The organism is Vibrio gelatinilyticus (assembly GCF_022836845.1).
Lineage (GTDB): Bacteria > Pseudomonadota > Gammaproteobacteria > Enterobacterales > Vibrionaceae > Vibrio > Vibrio gelatinilyticus.
The window spans coordinates 24,793-40,399 of record NZ_JAJNNZ010000023.1 but is presented as its reverse complement, the minus strand read 5'-3'; the positions used below and the strand labels follow the sequence as shown (position 1 = coordinate 40,399).

At 45.0% G+C, this 15,607-nt stretch carries 17 protein-coding genes; 4 read left to right on the top strand and 13 right to left on the bottom strand.

All coding sequences use genetic code 11. The annotated features are described in order from the left end of the window. Positions 1-443 precede the first annotated feature (443 nt). Positions 444-2,096, bottom strand: coding sequence for a glucose-6-phosphate isomerase (gene pgi / locus LNL84_RS18600; protein WP_244359254.1), 1,653 nt, complete (start codon positions 2,094-2,096; stop codon positions 444-446). A 322-nt stretch (positions 2,097-2,418) separates the two neighbouring features. On the opposite strand from pgi, the gene LNL84_RS18595 reads away from it, so the two are divergent. Beyond that, the gene (locus tag LNL84_RS18595; protein WP_244359252.1) at positions 2,419-2,844 is read left to right on the top strand and encodes a secondary thiamine-phosphate synthase enzyme YjbQ; all 426 of its coding nucleotides are present in this window, start codon (positions 2,419-2,421) and stop codon (positions 2,842-2,844) included. A gap of 20 nt (positions 2,845-2,864) precedes the next feature. Here the strand turns inward: LNL84_RS18595 and alr are convergent, their stop codons facing one another. Both alr and LNL84_RS18585 read right to left on the bottom strand, forming a co-directional pair. Beyond that, entirely contained in the window at positions 2,865-3,944 is a 1,080-nt protein-coding gene (gene alr / locus LNL84_RS18590; RefSeq protein WP_244359256.1) for an alanine racemase, read from the bottom strand. A gap of 18 nt (positions 3,945-3,962) precedes the next feature. Continuing rightward, positions 3,963-5,357: a replicative DNA helicase gene (locus tag LNL84_RS18585; RefSeq protein WP_244359250.1), complete on the bottom strand. Its 1,395-nt coding sequence runs from the start codon at positions 5,355-5,357 to the stop codon at positions 3,963-3,965. A gap of 176 nt (positions 5,358-5,533) precedes the next feature. On the opposite strand from LNL84_RS18585, the gene LNL84_RS18580 reads away from it, so the two are divergent. Further along, the gene (locus LNL84_RS18580) at positions 5,534-6,304 is read left to right on the top strand and encodes a DUF481 domain-containing protein (RefSeq protein ID WP_244359248.1); all 771 of its coding nucleotides are present in this window, start codon (positions 5,534-5,536) and stop codon (positions 6,302-6,304) included. A gap of 98 nt (positions 6,305-6,402) precedes the next feature. On the opposite strand, the gene rplI is transcribed toward LNL84_RS18580, so the two are convergent. The 9 genes from rplI to kefG form a co-directional block, all read right to left on the bottom strand. After that, positions 6,403-6,855 carry a 50S ribosomal protein L9 gene (gene rplI / locus LNL84_RS18575; RefSeq protein WP_244359246.1) on the bottom strand — a complete coding sequence of 151 codons (453 nt, stop codon included), beginning with the start codon at positions 6,853-6,855 and terminating at the stop codon, positions 6,403-6,405. Positions 6,856-6,888: 33 nt separating this feature from the next. After that, positions 6,889-7,116, bottom strand: coding sequence for a 30S ribosomal protein S18 (gene rpsR / locus LNL84_RS18570; RefSeq protein WP_000090472.1), 228 nt, complete (start codon positions 7,114-7,116; stop codon positions 6,889-6,891). 16 nt (positions 7,117-7,132) lie between these two features. After that, entirely contained in the window at positions 7,133-7,435 is a 303-nt protein-coding gene (gene priB, locus LNL84_RS18565; protein WP_244359244.1) for a primosomal replication protein N, read from the bottom strand. A gap of 8 nt (positions 7,436-7,443) precedes the next feature. Further along, positions 7,444-7,833: a 30S ribosomal protein S6 gene (gene rpsF / locus LNL84_RS18560; protein WP_244359242.1), complete on the bottom strand. Its 390-nt coding sequence runs from the start codon at positions 7,831-7,833 to the stop codon at positions 7,444-7,446. A 189-nt stretch (positions 7,834-8,022) separates the two neighbouring features. Next, positions 8,023-8,964 carry an isoaspartyl peptidase/L-asparaginase family protein gene (locus tag LNL84_RS18555; protein ID WP_244359240.1) on the bottom strand — a complete coding sequence of 314 codons (942 nt, stop codon included), beginning with the start codon at positions 8,962-8,964 and terminating at the stop codon, positions 8,023-8,025. 107 nt (positions 8,965-9,071) lie between these two features. Further along, positions 9,072-9,653: a peptidylprolyl isomerase gene (gene slyD / locus LNL84_RS18550; protein ID WP_244359238.1), complete on the bottom strand. Its 582-nt coding sequence runs from the start codon at positions 9,651-9,653 to the stop codon at positions 9,072-9,074. 108 nt (positions 9,654-9,761) lie between these two features. Next, positions 9,762-9,956 carry a YheV family putative zinc ribbon protein gene (locus tag LNL84_RS18545; RefSeq protein WP_244359236.1) on the bottom strand — a complete coding sequence of 65 codons (195 nt, stop codon included), beginning with the start codon at positions 9,954-9,956 and terminating at the stop codon, positions 9,762-9,764. A 30-nt stretch (positions 9,957-9,986) separates the two neighbouring features. After that, positions 9,987-11,783, bottom strand: a complete 1,797-nt coding sequence (gene kefB / locus LNL84_RS18540; protein WP_244359233.1) for a glutathione-regulated potassium-efflux system protein KefB — start codon at positions 11,781-11,783, stop codon at positions 9,987-9,989. Continuing rightward, positions 11,767-12,363, bottom strand: coding sequence for a glutathione-regulated potassium-efflux system ancillary protein KefG (kefG, locus tag LNL84_RS18535; protein WP_244359231.1), 597 nt, complete (start codon positions 12,361-12,363; stop codon positions 11,767-11,769). The genes kefB and kefG overlap by 17 nt, the downstream gene beginning before the upstream one ends. 169 nt (positions 12,364-12,532) lie before the next feature. On the opposite strand from kefG, the gene LNL84_RS18530 reads away from it, so the two are divergent. Continuing rightward, complete coding sequence (locus tag LNL84_RS18530) at positions 12,533-14,455, top strand: ABC transporter ATP-binding protein (protein ID WP_244359229.1); 1,923 nt, start codon at positions 12,533-12,535, stop codon at positions 14,453-14,455. After that, positions 14,452-14,976, top strand: a complete 525-nt coding sequence (locus LNL84_RS18525) for a TIGR02444 family protein (protein ID WP_244359227.1) — start codon at positions 14,452-14,454, stop codon at positions 14,974-14,976. The genes LNL84_RS18530 and LNL84_RS18525 overlap by 4 nt, the downstream gene beginning before the upstream one ends. On the opposite strand, the gene LNL84_RS18520 is transcribed toward LNL84_RS18525, so the two are convergent. Further along, positions 14,966-15,562, bottom strand: coding sequence for a LysE family translocator (locus LNL84_RS18520; RefSeq protein WP_244359225.1), 597 nt, complete (start codon positions 15,560-15,562; stop codon positions 14,966-14,968). The genes LNL84_RS18525 and LNL84_RS18520 overlap by 11 nt on opposite strands. Between the last annotated feature and the right edge of the window lie 45 nt (positions 15,563-15,607).

Sequence of the window (15,607 nt, the reverse complement as noted above, 5' to 3'; positions counted from 1 at the left end):
TCTTCGCTTGGGTAATCCCGTTTGAAGAGGCGGCCATTCTAGCGATTAATTAGGAAGTGTCAAACACTTTCTAAATTTTCTTAATTCGCTTTTCATTGCCTTGTTTTCTGCTTCACTGCCTGTCAGGCCTTGCTGCGTCAACGAGGAGGCATTATAGAGATCACGATCACATTGGCAAGCGTTTTTTGAAAAAAATGTAAAAATAAGGGTTATGTGCTCTTTTTTCACTCAAACGCCCTTTTTATAAAGTTTAATACATTAAGGCTTACAAGTTATCCACAGAGTTATTCATTTGTTAGTGAGATTAGGCTGTGATCCACTCTTTCTACATTACCTATTTACTTTATTGAGCGTAAAGAAAAAGGCGCTAGCTTTTAGCTAGCGCCTTTCATCTATTATAAGAGGAGGATTTTTTTACCTCATCTGCCTAATTTGTGATTTCATTATGCCTTGTAGGCTTTAAACGCATTAATTAAGCCGTTAGTCGAACTATCATGAGTTGTTACGTCTGAACTTCCAGCCAGTTCAGGTAGAATTTGATTTGCTAGTTGCTTACCTAATTCTACACCCCACTGGTCAAAGCTAAAGATATTCCAGATTACACCCTGAGCAAAAATCTTGTGCTCATACATAGCAATCAGGTTGCCCAATGTGCGTGGTGTAATCTGTTTAACTAAGATAGAGTTTGTTGGGCGGTTACCTTCAAACACTTTAAACGGCACAAGCTCTTTCACTTCTTCAGCTGTTTTACCTGCTGCGATGAATTCTGCTTCTACTACTTCTTTTGTTTTTCCAAATGCCAATGCTTCTGTTTGCGCAAAGAAGTTAGACATTAATTTCTGATGATGATCGCTCACTGGATTATGAGTCAATGCTGGTGCGATGAAATCACAAGGAATCAACTTGGTACCTTGGTGGATCAATTGATAGAAGGCGTGCTGACCGTTGGTACCAGGCTCACCCCAGATAATAGGACCTGTTTGATAGTCAACAGCTTCACCATTGCGATCGACGAATTTACCGTTTGATTCCATGTTGCCTTGTTGGAAATACGCAGCAAAACGGTGCATGTATTGGTCATACGGTAGAATGGCTTCAGATTCAGCGCCATGGAAGTTGTTGTACCAAAGTCCAATTAGTGCAAGTAGTACTGGCACGTTGTTTTCGAAATCAGTCTCTGCGAAGTGCTTGTCCATATCGTGTGCACCTTCAAGGAGCTCAACGAAGTTGTCGAAGCCCACTGCAAGTGCAATAGATAGACCAATTGCAGACCATAGAGAATAACGACCCCCTACCCAGTCCCAGAATTCAAACATGTTATCAGTATCGATGCCGAATTCAGCAACTGATGTGGCGTTAGTTGAAAGAGCAGCAAAATGCTTAGCTACGTGAGCTTCATCTTGCGCAGATTCAAGGAACCAGTCACGTGCACTGTGTGCGTTCGTCATTGTTTCTTGGGTGGTAAATGTTTTTGAAGCGACCAAAAATAGCGTGGTTTCTGGATTCACTTTTTTCAACGTTTCAGCGATATGTGTGCCATCGACGTTAGAGACAAAGTGCATATTTAGGTGTGTTTTGTATGGCGCTAGTGCTTCTGTCACCATATAAGGCCCAAGATCGGAGCCACCGATACCGATATTCACAATATCAGTAATAGCCTTGCCGGTGTAACCTTTCCAGTCCCCCGAGATAATACGTTCCGAAAATGACTTCATTTTTTCTAGCACAGCATTTACTGCCGGCATCACATCTTCACCATTTACGATGATTGGAGTGTTGCTGCGATTACGCAGTGCTACATGCAATACAGAGCGAGCTTCTGTCTTGTTGATAGCCTCACCAGAGTACATGGCTTTGATTGCTGACTTAAGTTCAGTCTCATTTGCCAAAGCGAATAGGTGCTGCATCGTTTCTTCATTGATTAGGTTTTTAGAGTAATCAATAAGAATGTCAGAGCCAAATTTAGTAGAGAATTTACCAAAACGATCAGCGTCTTGTGCAAATAGCGCTTTCATGTCCATATCTTGCGCAGATTCAAAGTGCGCTGTAAGTGCTTTCCAAGCTTGTGTTTGCGTTGGATTAATGTTTTTCAACATGGTCTCTATCCCAATATTACAGTTGGACTTATTCCATCACCTTTCGGTGGCTAGAATCCCCAGTTTTAGCGAATTATAAAAATATAGCAGGACAATGCATTTCGTCGATTATTTATGCACTGTCCTAAATTCTTCATTGTTGCTCGGCTGTCAGCTTAACTGATCCTAAGCTAGTAATAAATTTTCAGCCATCATTATGTACGAGCATAACTTAACCAACATTGCGTTAAGTCACGATTCGACACACAATATATCAATCAAAGGTAAGCAAGACCGAACATTTCGAGCCGAAATTGTAGCAAAACATTATAAAGGAAGTGTTATGTGGCAGCAGCAAACTATTCATCTCAGTGCAAAAAAACGCGGCTTTCATCTTATTACTGATGAAATTGAACAACAATTACCGCAAATAAGAAACTATTCCGTTGGTTTACTACATATCATTCTACAACACACGTCTGCCAGCCTATCTCTGAATGAGAATGCCGATACTACAGTGCGCCTAGATATGGAATCGCATTTCAATCGTTATGTGCCCGAAAATGCTCCTTACTATCAGCATATCTACGAAGGCAGCGATGATATGCCTGCCCACATCAAGAGCGCACTGCTAGGCGTCAGCCTAACCATCCCAATCCGAAATGGTCGTTTACAATTAGGAACATGGCAAGGGATCTACCTAGGTGAACATCGAAATAGTGCAGGTAAGCGATGTGTGTTCGCGACTTTACAAGGCGAAATAACGTAAAAAAGAGCCTTACGGCTCTTTTACGAATTGATGTAACACATCTCTACTCGGGGTGTCAGTTTGGTGACTAACTCATACGCTATGGTTCCTATGTGTTTTGCAACCTCTTCAGCTGGAAGTTGCTGCCCCCACAAGATAGCTTCATCGCCAACTCGATCTACAGCGTCTGGCCCTAAATCGACTGTCAACATATCCATAGAAACTCTTCCAACGATAGGAACCTGATGTCCATTGACAAGAACAGGAGTCCCATTGGGCGCTGTTCTTGGGTAGCCATCGCCATACCCAATCGCTATTACACCCACTTTAGTGTCACGCTGACTGGTCCATGTAGCTCCATAACCGACACTTTCACCTTGTTTTACTTCTCGGACCGCTATCAGGTGAGACTTGAGAGTCATTACAGGCTTGAAATCAAACTGAGCGGCTGTTTTTTCGGCAAACGGAGACACTCCATACATGATAATGCCTGGCCTTACCCACTCCAAATGGCTTTGAGGCCAAGCGAGTAGACCGGCAGATGCTGCCAGTGAACGCTGTCCGTTACAACCGTGAGTGAGAGAAAGGAAAGTATCGATCTGAGTTTGTGTCGCGTTGCTTTCAAGCTCGTCAGCACAACCAAAATGGCTCATATAACGCAGTGGCTTTGCCACATTATTACAACCGTGTAGGCGATCCACAAAGTTCTGGTACTGCTCAGCACGGATCCCCAAGCGGTGCATACCACTATCGATTTTAAGCCAAACCGTAACCGGTGTTTCAAGTGCTGCCTGCTCTAGAGCCTCGAGCTGCTCAATACAGTGAACGACCGTTTGAATGTTGTTAGTGACTAAGATCGGCAGGTCATTAGCCGAGTAGAAACCTTCTAATAATAAGATAGGTTTTACAATGCCAGCCGCTCGAAGTTGTAGAGCTTCTTCTATGCGGGCAACTCCAAAGGCATCGGCACCTTGAGCACTTTTCGCAATGTGGCGTAAACCATGTCCATAGCCATTCGCCTTTACCACGGCCATCACTTTGCTGTTTGGCGCGTGCTCTCGAACTTTCATCAAGTTGTACTGAAGTGCTGCTAGGTCAATACACGCCGTCGCTGCTTTCATATAACTCATATGACAGCCTTACTCATCATCAAACGCAGGACCTGCGTAATTATCAAAACGAGAAAACTGCCCTTGGAAAGTAAGCCTGACCGAACCAATCGGACCATTACGCTGTTTACCTATAATGATTTCTGCAATTCCTTTTAACGCACTGTCTGGGTGGTACACTTCATCACGATAGATGAACATGATCAAATCCGCATCTTGCTCGATTGCACCAGATTCACGCAAGTCAGAGTTAATGGGTCTTTTATCTGCCCTTTGCTCCAACGAGCGGTTAAGCTGAGACAGAGCAACAACAGGGACATTAAGCTCTTTGGCAAGCGCCTTAAGTGAGCGTGAAATTTCTGAAATTTCTAAGGTACGGTTATCTTGTAATCCGGGGACTCGCATCAACTGCAAATAGTCGACCATGATCATACTTAGACCACCGGCATCACGAGCAACACGACGAGCACGAGAACGTAATTCTGTAGGGGTAAGACCCGAGCTATCATCGATATACATATTCTTCTTTTGCATCAGAATACCCATCGTTGACGAAATTCGCGCCCAATCTTCATCGTCTAACTGACCCGTTCTTATTTTCGTTTGGTCAACTCGAGACAGCGAAGCCAACATACGCATCATCAGTTGTTCTGCTGGCATCTCTAGTGAGAAGATCAAAACGGGTTTGTCTTGGTCCATGGCGGCATTTTCACATAGGTTCATTGCGAAGGTTGTTTTACCCATTGATGGACGCGCTGCAACGATCACCAGATCGGAACCCTGTAAGCCTGCTGTCTTTTTATTGAGATCAGGAAAACCAGTATTAACACCTGTCACACCATCCTGTGGCGTTTTATACAGGGTTTCGATTCGCTCTAACGTTTTCTCCAAAATGTTATCAACGTTTTGCGGGCCTTCATTCTCTGTTGTTCGCTCTTCTGCAATAGCAAACACTTTACTTTCCGCCAAATCGAGAAGATCTTCAGAACTACGTCCTTGTGGGTCATAGCCTGCATCGGCAATCTCGTTGGCAACACTAATCAGACCACGAACCAACGCTCTTTCAGCAACAATATCGGCATAAGCATTAATATTTGCCGCACTCGGTGTGTTTTTTGCGAGGTCGGCGAGGTAGGCAAAACCACCTACATCATCAAGCTGTTCTCTTAGCTCTAGAAATTCAGACAATGTAATTAAGTCTAAAGGTTTGCTGTCTTCGAGAATACTCTTAGCGGCATCAAAGATCAGACGGTGAGGTCGACTGTAAAAGTCTTTACTCACTACGCGCTCAGCAACCGTATCCCAGCGTTCATTATCAAGGAGCAAGCCACCAATAACCGATTGCTCTGCTTCCAATGAATGAGGAGGGACTTTAATTGCGTCTACCTGTGAATCTCTGCTTTTTTGAATTCGGTTATCCGCCATGATTATACTCAATTACCACTTATGACCGGTCATTATACCCAATTTACTTCTACGCTAAAGAAAAGAAAGTGTGCGCTCGGCTTATGGATTGCGATTCAAAATTTGACCTGTCGCTGACCATCAGTGAATATGTGACTATTATAATCCATCGCCCGATTTTAAGACTTGAGGTTTTCGTGCCAAGACTCACATTACTCAGTTTAGCTCTGCTTTGTTCTCAGACGCTCCATGCTGAGGAGTTCAAGCCAGAAAAAGACAGTGATTCCAATGAGCTACCGTCACCTTTGAAAACTGAAGTCGAGTTTGGCTACCAGGCTCACTCGGGAAATACCGACTCTCAGTCACTCAATGCGCGAGTTGCTACCGAATACACCGCAGGTCGTCATCGTACTAATGGAGAATGGAAATACTACCAACTGTACAAAAATGGCAAAGAAGATAAAAACCAACAAAACTTCTTGTTGCAAAGTGACTATAAGTTAAGTCAACGAATATATTTATTCGGTAACTACAATGGGTTTAATTCTCTTTATAGCGCTTACTTCAGAGACCATACTATTTCTGGCGGTTTGGGTTACCAGCTGACTAATACCGACACCTTGTTGCTTGAGGTTGAGTTAGGTCCAGGTTATCGCTATCAAGAGCCCAATGTTGATGAAATTGGGGACAAAGATATTGTCTTTCCCAACATTGTAAAAGAAGCAATCATTCGTGGTAATGTGAGTGCGTCATGGAACCCACTTGATAATTTAAGTATTGGCGGGAAACTGACCACCACAGCCGGTCAAAGCAACACCAGAATCGATAGTGAAGTTAATGTCACCAATAACATTACTGATGCGATTGCACTCAAGCTGTCCTACAACAGCCAATTTCACGACCGAGTTCCCGGCAACCTTGCTAAACGAGATACAATCTTAACTGTTAATATCCTATTTGCCTTCTAACGACTAGCGCGAGTTCGCGTTTTAACTATTCACTTTTATTTGGGCATAAAAAAACACCAGCCAAAGCTGGTGTTTTCAAATTCGCTTGAAGTCTGAGATTACTCAGCAGCAACAACTTGTAGAGTTACTGTAGCGAAAACTTCAGAGTGAAGTTGAACGCTGATTTCGAACTCACCAGTGTTACGTAGAGCACCTTCAGGTAGACGAACTTCGCTCTTAGCTACTTCAACGCCAGCTGCAGTGATTGCATCTGCGATGTCGCGAGTACCGATAGAGCCAAATAGCTTACCTTCGTCACCAGCTTTAGAAGCGATAACAACTGCTTCAAGAGCGTTAACAGCTTCAGCGCGAGCTTCAGAAGCAGCTAGTTGCTCAGCAACTTTAGCTTCTAGTTCAGCACGACGAACTTCGAACATTTCAACGTTACCTTTAGTTGCCATAACAGCCTTACCTTGTGGGATAAGGAAGTTACGAGCGTAACCAGATTTAACGTTAACAGTATCGCCAAGACCACCTAGGTTACCGATTTTATCAAGTAGAATAACTTGCATTGTTTAATCCTCTTTCTTAATAAACGGTGCCGATTACTGATGCTTATCAGTGTAAGGCAGTAGAGCTAGGTAGCGTGAACGCTTGATAGCGCGAGCTAGCTGACGTTGGTACTTAGCACTTGTACCAGTGATACGGCTAGGTACGATTTTACCAGCTTCAGTGATGTAGTTTTTAAGAGTTGCTACGTCTTTGTAGTCAATCTCTTGTACGCCTTCTGCAGTAAAACGGCAGAATTTACGACGACGGAAGAAACGAGCCATGGGCTATCTCCTGATCTTAAAATTGAGTGATGTTGTCAGCATGCAATACCAATTTACCAACACCATTCCGGCCGGTTTGATAAGCGACAAAGCCACTTACCTTAATATTGCTGCCTTGTACTAAATGTCGAGTTAGAGCTTGTGACCTTTCACCACTAAAAACCACCGGCATACGACAATAAACTTGTCTCGGTAATTCAGCCTCGATAACAGTAGAACGATGTTCTAACCAAAATCTGCAGTGGGCGATGCCCGCTGGGCTGTGGCTTCGAACAGGCACATTAGCAATAACGCCGCTGAGCTCCATTCGATTGGTCATAAATTCTATTACTCAGCAGATGCTTCTGGCTTAGCTTCTGTACGCTCTTCGCGACGAGGAGCACGCTCTGCACGCTCTTCTTTTTGCTTAAGCATGATAGATTGCTCAGTGATCGCTGCTTTAGTACGCATAATCATGTTACGTAGAACTGCATCGTTGAAACGGAAAGCAGTTTCTAGCTCATCAATAGCTACTTGTGGAGCTTCAACGTTCATAAGAACGTAGTGAGCTTTGTGTAGCTTGTTGATTGGGTAAGCCATTTGACGACGACCCCAATCTTCTAGACGGTGGATAGTACCGCCAGCTTCAGTGATTGAACCAGTGTAACGCTCGATCATGCCAGCAACTTGCTCGCTTTGATCAGGGTGCACCATGAATACGATTTCGTAATGACGCATAGGTTGCTCCTTACGGATTATTAGCTTCCACAAATGGCTCGGTCATCCAGGGGAAGCAAGGAACTAATATAAAAGACCGAGAATTAAGGACCGCGAATGTTACCGAAAGAGCAGATAATAAGCAAGAGGTTTTAGTACATTGAATTCCTAGGCACGCAGTATCTGTTACCTAGACGTAAAAAACAGTGATTATTCATCAGCATATATTTTCACAGTGACCTCACCATTGATGTCCACGGAGGCACGATACATACCCGAACTGTTCATTGCGAAATGGATATCCCCTTTCGAGTCAACAGCGATCAATCCGCCCTCACCTCCCATCTGTTTCAATTCGCCTTGGATGATTGTTTCACAAGCTAAGTGAATATCTTCTTTGAGGTAACGCATACGCGCTGCAACATCACTAGCAACCACTTTACGCAGGAAGTACTCCCCCATCCCGGTTGTTGACACAGCCACATTGCCATTTTGTGCAAACGTTCCAGCGCCAATCACCGCCGTATCGCCGACTCGGCCATACTTCTTGTTGGTTACGCCCCCCGTACTGGTGGCCGCTGCCAAGTTACCTTGTTGATCAAGAGCAACCGCCCCGACCGTGCCATATTTTTTATCGTCTGGATATTTTGATTCCGACAGCGCAAACAACCCCCTTTCCTTCATGGATTGAAGCTGTTCATAGCGACGCTCTGTAAAGAAATAATCCTGCTCTGTATATGAGTAATCTCGTTCAAAGGCAAATTGTTCGGCACCTTCACCAATCAGTAATACATGATTACTGTCTCGCATTACATCGCGAGCGAGCTCAATAGGATTTCGTATATGGCGCACCCCCGCTACAGCACCAGCGTCCATCTCTCGACCGTGCATCACAGATGCATCCATCTCGACCATCTCTTGATGGGTGAGTACCGAACCTTTTCCTGCATTAAAATGTGGGCAATCTTCCATGACTTTCACGGCTGCTACAGCTGCGTCCAATGCGTCGCCACCTTGAGCCAAAATAGCAGCACCAGCTTGCACAGATTGGGTTAGCGCCATGAGAATGTTTTGCTTTAGTTGAGGCGACATCTGCGAAGGTAGTATCGTGCCGGCACCACCGTGAATCGCTATGGAAAAGGGTTGGGGCATAATGTGCTCCTTCAAATTAAATCGACGACCATCCAAGAGTAAAAGAAAAGACCGTCAACAAAAACAAAAAAACCTCCGCGTTGGGAGGTTTTTTCTCGTTGAGAGGCTTAGTGAGAGCCACAACCACCGCCGCCGCAGCAGCCGTCTTTTTTCTCTTCAGCGTGATCTTCGCCACCACAACAACCACCTTCATGATCGTGGTCATGGTCATGTCCACAACCACCTTCTTGGTGAATGTGGCCGTGTTCTACTTCTTCTGCCGTCGCTTCACGCATAGCAACAACTTCAACGACAAACGTCAATGTTTGACCAGCAAGCATGTGATTGCCGTCTACGACGACTTCGTCGCCGTCAACTTCTGTTACTTCAACAGGGATTGGACCTTGATCGGTATCCGCTAAAAAACGCATACCTACTTCGATAGTATCAACGCCTTGGAATACATCAGCAGGTACGCGCTGTACTAGAGCATCATTGTGCTCACCATACGCTTCCTCTGGAGTGACTGTCGCAGAGAACTTATCACCCACTTCTTTGCCTTCAAGCTGCTTTTCAAGACCAGTGATCAAGTTATTGTGGCCATGTAGATAATCTAAAGGCGCATCAACCGTTGATTGATCAACAACAACGTCATCTTCAGTTTTTACTTGATACGCTAAGCTAACAACAGCGTTTTTAGTAATTTTCATGTGTACTCCAGGGAACAGGTTTTAAAAGCAGAGCTTTTAAATCAAAAAAAAGAAACACTCAATATCGAATGCGTGGCAACATTATGGGGATCAAATTCTGAAACTCAATCATTCTGGCTTAAAAATGCCGATTAATTTTTCATCACTATGCTCACCTTGCTCAACCGATTGAGGCGTTCTCTGTTCTTGATATTCACATTCAACGCACTCTACCCATTCCACATTATTTTCAATCCACCAGCGTAACGCATCCTGTGCACTGCATTTAGGGCAGGTTGCGCCTGCAATAAATCGTTTTTTCATTTTGGTCATTTTTATTATCTCAAAGGTGGGTTAGTCCCAAAAGTTTCTTGATTGTCGGTCGTTTTCCATCTCGCGGCCAAAGATCTCTTCAAGCTCTTTGCGAGCCTCTTTGGATCGCTGCGCCAACTCTTTATCTTCACTGTGTTGCGGAAGCAATTCTTTGAGCATCGCATTATCCAGTTTTCGAAAATGCGCTTCCGCTCGTTTGGCTTCATAAGGGTGAAAGCCTAACTCAACCAGGGTTTGTCGACCTAGATCGAGCGCGCCATGAAAGGTCTCTCTAGAATAGTTTTCCACGCCATGGTTCATTAACTGATAGGCTTCAACACGACTTCGAGCTCGCGCCAACAATTTCAAATTGGGGAAGTGCTTATGGCAGATATCGACAATATTCATGATCTCATCCGGTGAGTCGGTACACAGCACCATGGCTTCGGCTTTGTCTGCGCCAGCCGCCCTTAACAAATCAAGTTGAGTAGCATCACCGTAAAACACTTTATAACCATATTTTCTTAACAGATGTATTTGGCTGGCATCACTTTCCAAGACAGTAATTCTTACGCGGTTGGCGTACATCAGCCTGCCAACAATTTGCCCAAAGCGACCAAAACCAGCAATGATGACACGCGGACTACGATCCATCACCTCACTGGCGATCACTTCCTCTTCACCTTGATTGAGCAATTTTTCAAACCATTTTTTCTGAGCCATCAGGAGCAATGGTGTGGTCACCATTGAAAGACTCACGACCACCAGCAAAAACGCCGATTCATCAACCGACAACAGACCTTGCGCGCTGGCCGCTGTGAAAATAACAAACGCAAACTCACCGCCCTGACTTAGGATTGCTGCCATTTTACTGCGCGCTTTTGGCCGGATACCGAATACCCTCGCCAATAAATAGAGCAACATCCCTTTCAACAGGACCAGTGAGACTACTGCGAGTATCACCTTCACCGGGTCAACCCAGAGCAAGCCAAGGTTTACAGCCATACCCACCGCAATAAAGAACAGCCCCAGTAATAGCCCTTTAAATGGTTCGATGGCGATCTCTAGCTCGTGTCGGTACTCGCTTTCCGCAAGCAATACTCCAGCAAGGAAAGTACCAAGTGCCATTGAAAGACCGAGCTTTTGCATAAATGTCGCGATTCCAATGACCAGAAGCAGCGCCGCGACCGTAAAGAGTTCACGTACCCCGCTCATCACCACGTATCGAAACAGAGGTCGAATGAGGAAGTGCCCCCCCACTAACAACGCCGTGACTCCTGCAATCATCCATAATCCATCCATCCAGTTGCCACTGGTATTCCCTGCAAGTAGGGGAAGCAGCGCCAACATTGGGATGACCGCGATGTCTTGAAATAGCAAAACGGCAAAACCGGACTGCCCTGTTTCACCGCCGGCAAGGCCTTGCTCTTCAATAACGCGAAGTGCGATTGCGGTTGACGATAAAGCGAGCCCCATACCGATCACCAAGCTGGTTTGCCAAGTTAAGCCAAACAAAGAACTGATCACCGCCAGAACCAGGGTTGTTACCAGTACCTGAGCACCACCGAGTCCTAAAATAGGAATACGCATTTGCCAAAGTTTTTTAGGGTTTAGCTCTAAACCAATCAGAAACAGCAGCAGCACAACGCCAAATTCAGCGAAGTGTAAGATCTCGGTAACATCGCTGATTAAACCCAGTCCCCATGGGCCGATGGCAACACCTGCCAACAAATAACCCAGTACAGAACCCAGCCCCAAACGCTGAGCAATAGGTACCGCGACCACAGCGGCAGAAAGGAAAATCACGCCACTTTGTAGAAAATCACCTGTCATTGCCATCAGTACTCTCCTGTAAATCAGCATGCATTAATGGTGCTCTTAACCATTCAATGTACGCTTTGGCATGTTGCAAACGCTCAACATCATCAACCTTCCTTGACCAGTAGAGAACTAAAGGCTCTAGCCAGAGCATCTTACATAGCGACGCGGATAGCTCAAAAGGTTGTAGGATTTGCTCCAGTGGATATTTGTTGTATCCCGACGGGCTAAATGCGGATTTTTTTCCTCCAGTAGTAATCACGCTGCGCCAATACTTACCTTCTAATGCACATTCATCGCCAAACGCAAAACCTTTGCTCAAGACTCGGTCAATCCACTCTTTAAGCAAAGAAGGACAGGAATACATATATAGAGGATGTTGAAAAACGATGACATCGTGATCCGTTAATAATTGATGCTCTGCTTTCACATCAATGAAAAAATCCGGATAGATTCCATATAAGTCACGAACCGTGACATTTTCAAGGGATCGGATTTGCTCCAGCATCACGCTGTTAGCAACAGAGTTTTGCGGTTCTGGGTGCGCATAGATCACCAAAACCTTCGGGGGAGTATGAATACGTGGCGTCATTGCAGCCATTCCTAAAACGTTCCTTGTTACAACCTAGCAAGCGGGCTCAATAGAATAAAACTATCGTGTAATTGTTATCAATTTGTTCCATCATAACGCAAATCTGATAATGATCGACATTTATCCTCTTTGCCCCTAGTATTCCTACGTCCCCTATAACCAAATAGTAATTTCACCTATGATCACCTTTTCTGACATTCAACTGTTAAGAGGCGGAAAACCGCTCTTAGACCAGGCATCTGCAACCATCCACCCTGGCGATAAAGTCGGTTTAGTCGGCAAAAATGGCTGTGGAAAGTCGACGTTGTTTGCCTTGCTCAAAGATGAACTGTCCATTGATGCTGGCTCTTTTAGCCAACCATCTCATTGGGAATTGGCATGGGTGGCTCAAGAAACACCAGCGCTTGAGCGCAGTGCTATTGAGTATGTGATTGATGGTGATAGGGAATTCCGTAACCTAGAGCAACAATTGGCCAAAGCTGAGCAGCAAGACAACGGCACCCTTGTGGCCGAATTACACGGCAAAATTGAAACAATCGGCGGCTACAGTATTCGCGCCCGCGCAGCTGAACTATTAAATGGTCTGGGCTTTAGCCAGCCTCAGATGACATGGAACCTAACGCAGTTTTCCGGTGGCTGGCGTATGCGCCTTAACTTAGCGCAAGCCCTATTGTGTCGCTCAGATTTATTGCTGCTTGATGAACCGACCAACCACTTGGATTTGGATGCTGTCATGTGGCTAGAGCGTTGGCTGCAAAACTACCCTGGGACGCTCATCTTGATTTCGCACGATAGAGATTTTCTCGACCCTATTGTCGGGCGAATTATCCACATTGAGAATCAACAAATGAATGAGTACACTGGTAACTACTCTTCTTTTGAAACCCAACGTGCACAAAAACTTATTTTGCAGCAAGCGATGTATGCCAAGCAGCAAAAGCAAATGTCGCATATGCAAAGTTACATAGATCGCTTTCGCTATAAAGCATCAAAAGCCAGACAAGCACAAAGCCGAATCAAAGCACTAGAGCGCATGGAAAAAGTTCTTCCAGCTCAATTTGATAACCCATTTAGCTTTGAATTTAGAGAACCCGAAGCTCTGCCTAATCCTATTCTAATGATGGATAATGTCGCTGCTGGCTATGGTGATAACCTTATTCTCAACAAAATTCGTTTAAATCTAGTGCCTGGTAGTCGTATTGGCCTACTTGGCCGCAATGGCGCGGGTAAATCGACACTAATCAAATTACTGTCGGGCGAGTTACCCGCTCAAGCCGGTGAGCTCACCTATTCACAAGGCGTCAAAATTGGTTACTTCGCTCAGCACCAGCTCGAAACCCTGCATCCTGAAGAAACACCACTGCAACACATGATGCAGATCGCGCCGAATCATACCGAACAACAACTGCGAGATTATCTAGGCAGCTTTGGGTTTCAAGGCGAAAAAGCACTTGAGTCGGTTGCCCCCTTTTCTGGTGGTGAAAAGGCTCGTTTAGTTTTGGCTCTGACTGTTTGGCAAAAGCCAAACCTATTACTACTCGATGAGCCGACCAACCACTTAGACCTAGATATGCGCCAAGCGCTTACCTTAGCCTTGCAAACCTTTGAGGGGGCAATGGTTATTGTCAGTCACGACCGTTATCTGTTACGTGCAACGACCGATGATCTGTATTTAGTTCATGATCAGCAAGTCATCCCTTTTGATGGCGATCTTAATGATTACTATAAATGGCTGACAGATCATCAGAAAAATCTAAGAAAAGAAGCGCAAGGTGAATCAGGTAACAAAGACAGTAGTAACAGTGCGGCTGCTAAAAAAGAGCAGAAGCGCCGTGAAGCCGAGTTTAGAAAATTGACTGCACCAATTCGCAAAACACTGACAAAGCTTGAAGGCAAAATGGATAAATTGACGGCCCTCTTGGCACAGGCAGAAGAACAACTTTCTGATACTTCCCTTTATGATGGCGAGAATAAAGCTAAACTTAATCAAGTACTAGCGCAGCAAGCTGCGAGCAAATCTGAACTTGAAGAGGTTGAAATGGAGTGGATGGGCCAACAGGAGCAGCTTGAGCAAATGGAACAGGAATTAAATCAATCATGACAAGTCCGCGCACCGATATCGCATTAACACTAGAACGCTTATGGCAATTTAGTTTGCAATATTACTCGGTGCGCGAAGTCAAAGAGGCTTGCCTGAGTTTGCAAAACCACTTCCATGGTAACGTCAATTTGCTACTCACTCTTAAATTTCTCGATGAGCAGCAAGCCAGTTTTCACAATGAAGATTGGCACAAAATTCAAGATTGTTTGGGACGCTCAGAGCAACTACTGCACCAATTTAGAGAATTAAGACGACAACTCAAACCTAACGTGCCCGATACTCTTTATCGTCAATCATTGGAGTTTGAGTTGAGTCTTGAAAAGCAGCAGCAGTCCGACTTGGTGAGTTGCATCAATTCGCTACAGCTGGAAGATAATACTGACGACCCGCTTTGCCTGCGTTACTGCCGCCAACTCGGAGCTGAGCACTTGGGTAGAGTGTTTACCAGCCTGTCCTCTCCGATGCGCACGAGCACTAGCACTAGCACTAGCACTAGCACTAGCACTAGCACTACCAAATAAAGACCACACAAGACGCCGTCAATGCCCCCATCGAAGAGTTAAACACTTTCCATGATCTGGGAGTCGATAACCAGCGGCGAATAAGAGTACCAAAACCCACCCAAAGCGACGACGTTTGTATTTGAATCAAAAGGAACACCACACAGATCGCGACAATTGACACACCATATCCACTTCCCTGTGCGGCAAAAGAACTGACCGCCGTTACAGACATCATCCACGCTTTGGGGTTAAGAAACTGAAACATCATCGCTTCAAAGCAGGTCATGGGTTTAGCAACCTCTTCCTCAAGGTTGACACTCAATCCAGCACGGACAATACGCCAGGCTAGATACAGCAAATAGGCACTGCCCGCCCATTTGAGAATCTCCTGCATCAGTGGGTACGTGTGAAACACCACCCCAAGCCCAACACCATTAAGGACAATTAGACTGATGAGCCCTAGGCCAATACCAAGAAAGTGAGGAATAGAGCGACGATAGCCGAAATTAGCACCAGACGACGTTAACATGACATTGTTTGGACCGGGTGTACCGGTCATCACCAACGCAAAAATGGCGACCGACACAAAAAAAGACCACTCCATGACTCACTTCCTTCTATTTATTGAATTGTACCGATACAATTGACA

What these genes read in the sequence shown, in the direction of transcription:
- LNL84_RS18555 (WP_244359240.1), bottom strand. Translation starts at nt 8,964, where the DNA reads ATGCCCCAACCCTTTTCCATAGCGATTCACGGTGGTGCCGGCACGATA.
- rpsF (WP_244359242.1), bottom strand. Translation starts at nt 7,833, where the DNA reads ATGCGTCATTACGAAATCGTATTCATGGTGCACCCTGATCAAAGCGAG.
- kefG (WP_244359231.1), bottom strand. Translation starts at nt 12,363, where the DNA reads ATGGCTGCAATGACGCCACGTATTCATACTCCCCCGAAGGTTTTGGTG.
- rpsR (WP_000090472.1), bottom strand. Translation starts at nt 7,116, where the DNA reads ATGGCTCGTTTCTTCCGTCGTCGTAAATTCTGCCGTTTTACTGCAGAA.
- LNL84_RS18545 (WP_244359236.1), bottom strand. Translation starts at nt 9,956, where the DNA reads ATGAAAAAACGATTTATTGCAGGCGCAACCTGCCCTAAATGCAGTGCA.
- LNL84_RS18530 (WP_244359229.1), top strand. Translation starts at nt 12,533, where the DNA reads ATGATCACCTTTTCTGACATTCAACTGTTAAGAGGCGGAAAACCGCTC.
- rplI (WP_244359246.1), bottom strand. Translation starts at nt 6,855, where the DNA reads ATGCAAGTTATTCTACTTGATAAAATCGGTAACCTAGGTGGTCTTGGC.
- kefB (WP_244359233.1), bottom strand. Translation starts at nt 11,783, where the DNA reads ATGGCAATGACAGGTGATTTTCTACAAAGTGGCGTGATTTTCCTTTCT.
- alr (WP_244359256.1), bottom strand. Translation starts at nt 3,944, where the DNA reads ATGAAAGCAGCGACGGCGTGTATTGACCTAGCAGCACTTCAGTACAAC.
- LNL84_RS18525 (WP_244359227.1), top strand. Translation starts at nt 14,452, where the DNA reads ATGACAAGTCCGCGCACCGATATCGCATTAACACTAGAACGCTTATGG.
- pgi (WP_244359254.1), bottom strand. Translation starts at nt 2,096, where the DNA reads ATGTTGAAAAACATTAATCCAACGCAAACACAAGCTTGGAAAGCACTT.
- priB (WP_244359244.1), bottom strand. Translation starts at nt 7,435, where the DNA reads ATGACCAATCGAATGGAGCTCAGCGGCGTTATTGCTAATGTGCCTGTT.
- slyD (WP_244359238.1), bottom strand. Translation starts at nt 9,653, where the DNA reads ATGAAAATTACTAAAAACGCTGTTGTTAGCTTAGCGTATCAAGTAAAA.
- LNL84_RS18595 (WP_244359252.1), top strand. Translation starts at nt 2,419, where the DNA reads ATGTGGCAGCAGCAAACTATTCATCTCAGTGCAAAAAAACGCGGCTTT.
- LNL84_RS18585 (WP_244359250.1), bottom strand. Translation starts at nt 5,357, where the DNA reads ATGGCGGATAACCGAATTCAAAAAAGCAGAGATTCACAGGTAGACGCA.
- LNL84_RS18520 (WP_244359225.1), bottom strand. Translation starts at nt 15,562, where the DNA reads ATGGAGTGGTCTTTTTTTGTGTCGGTCGCCATTTTTGCGTTGGTGATG.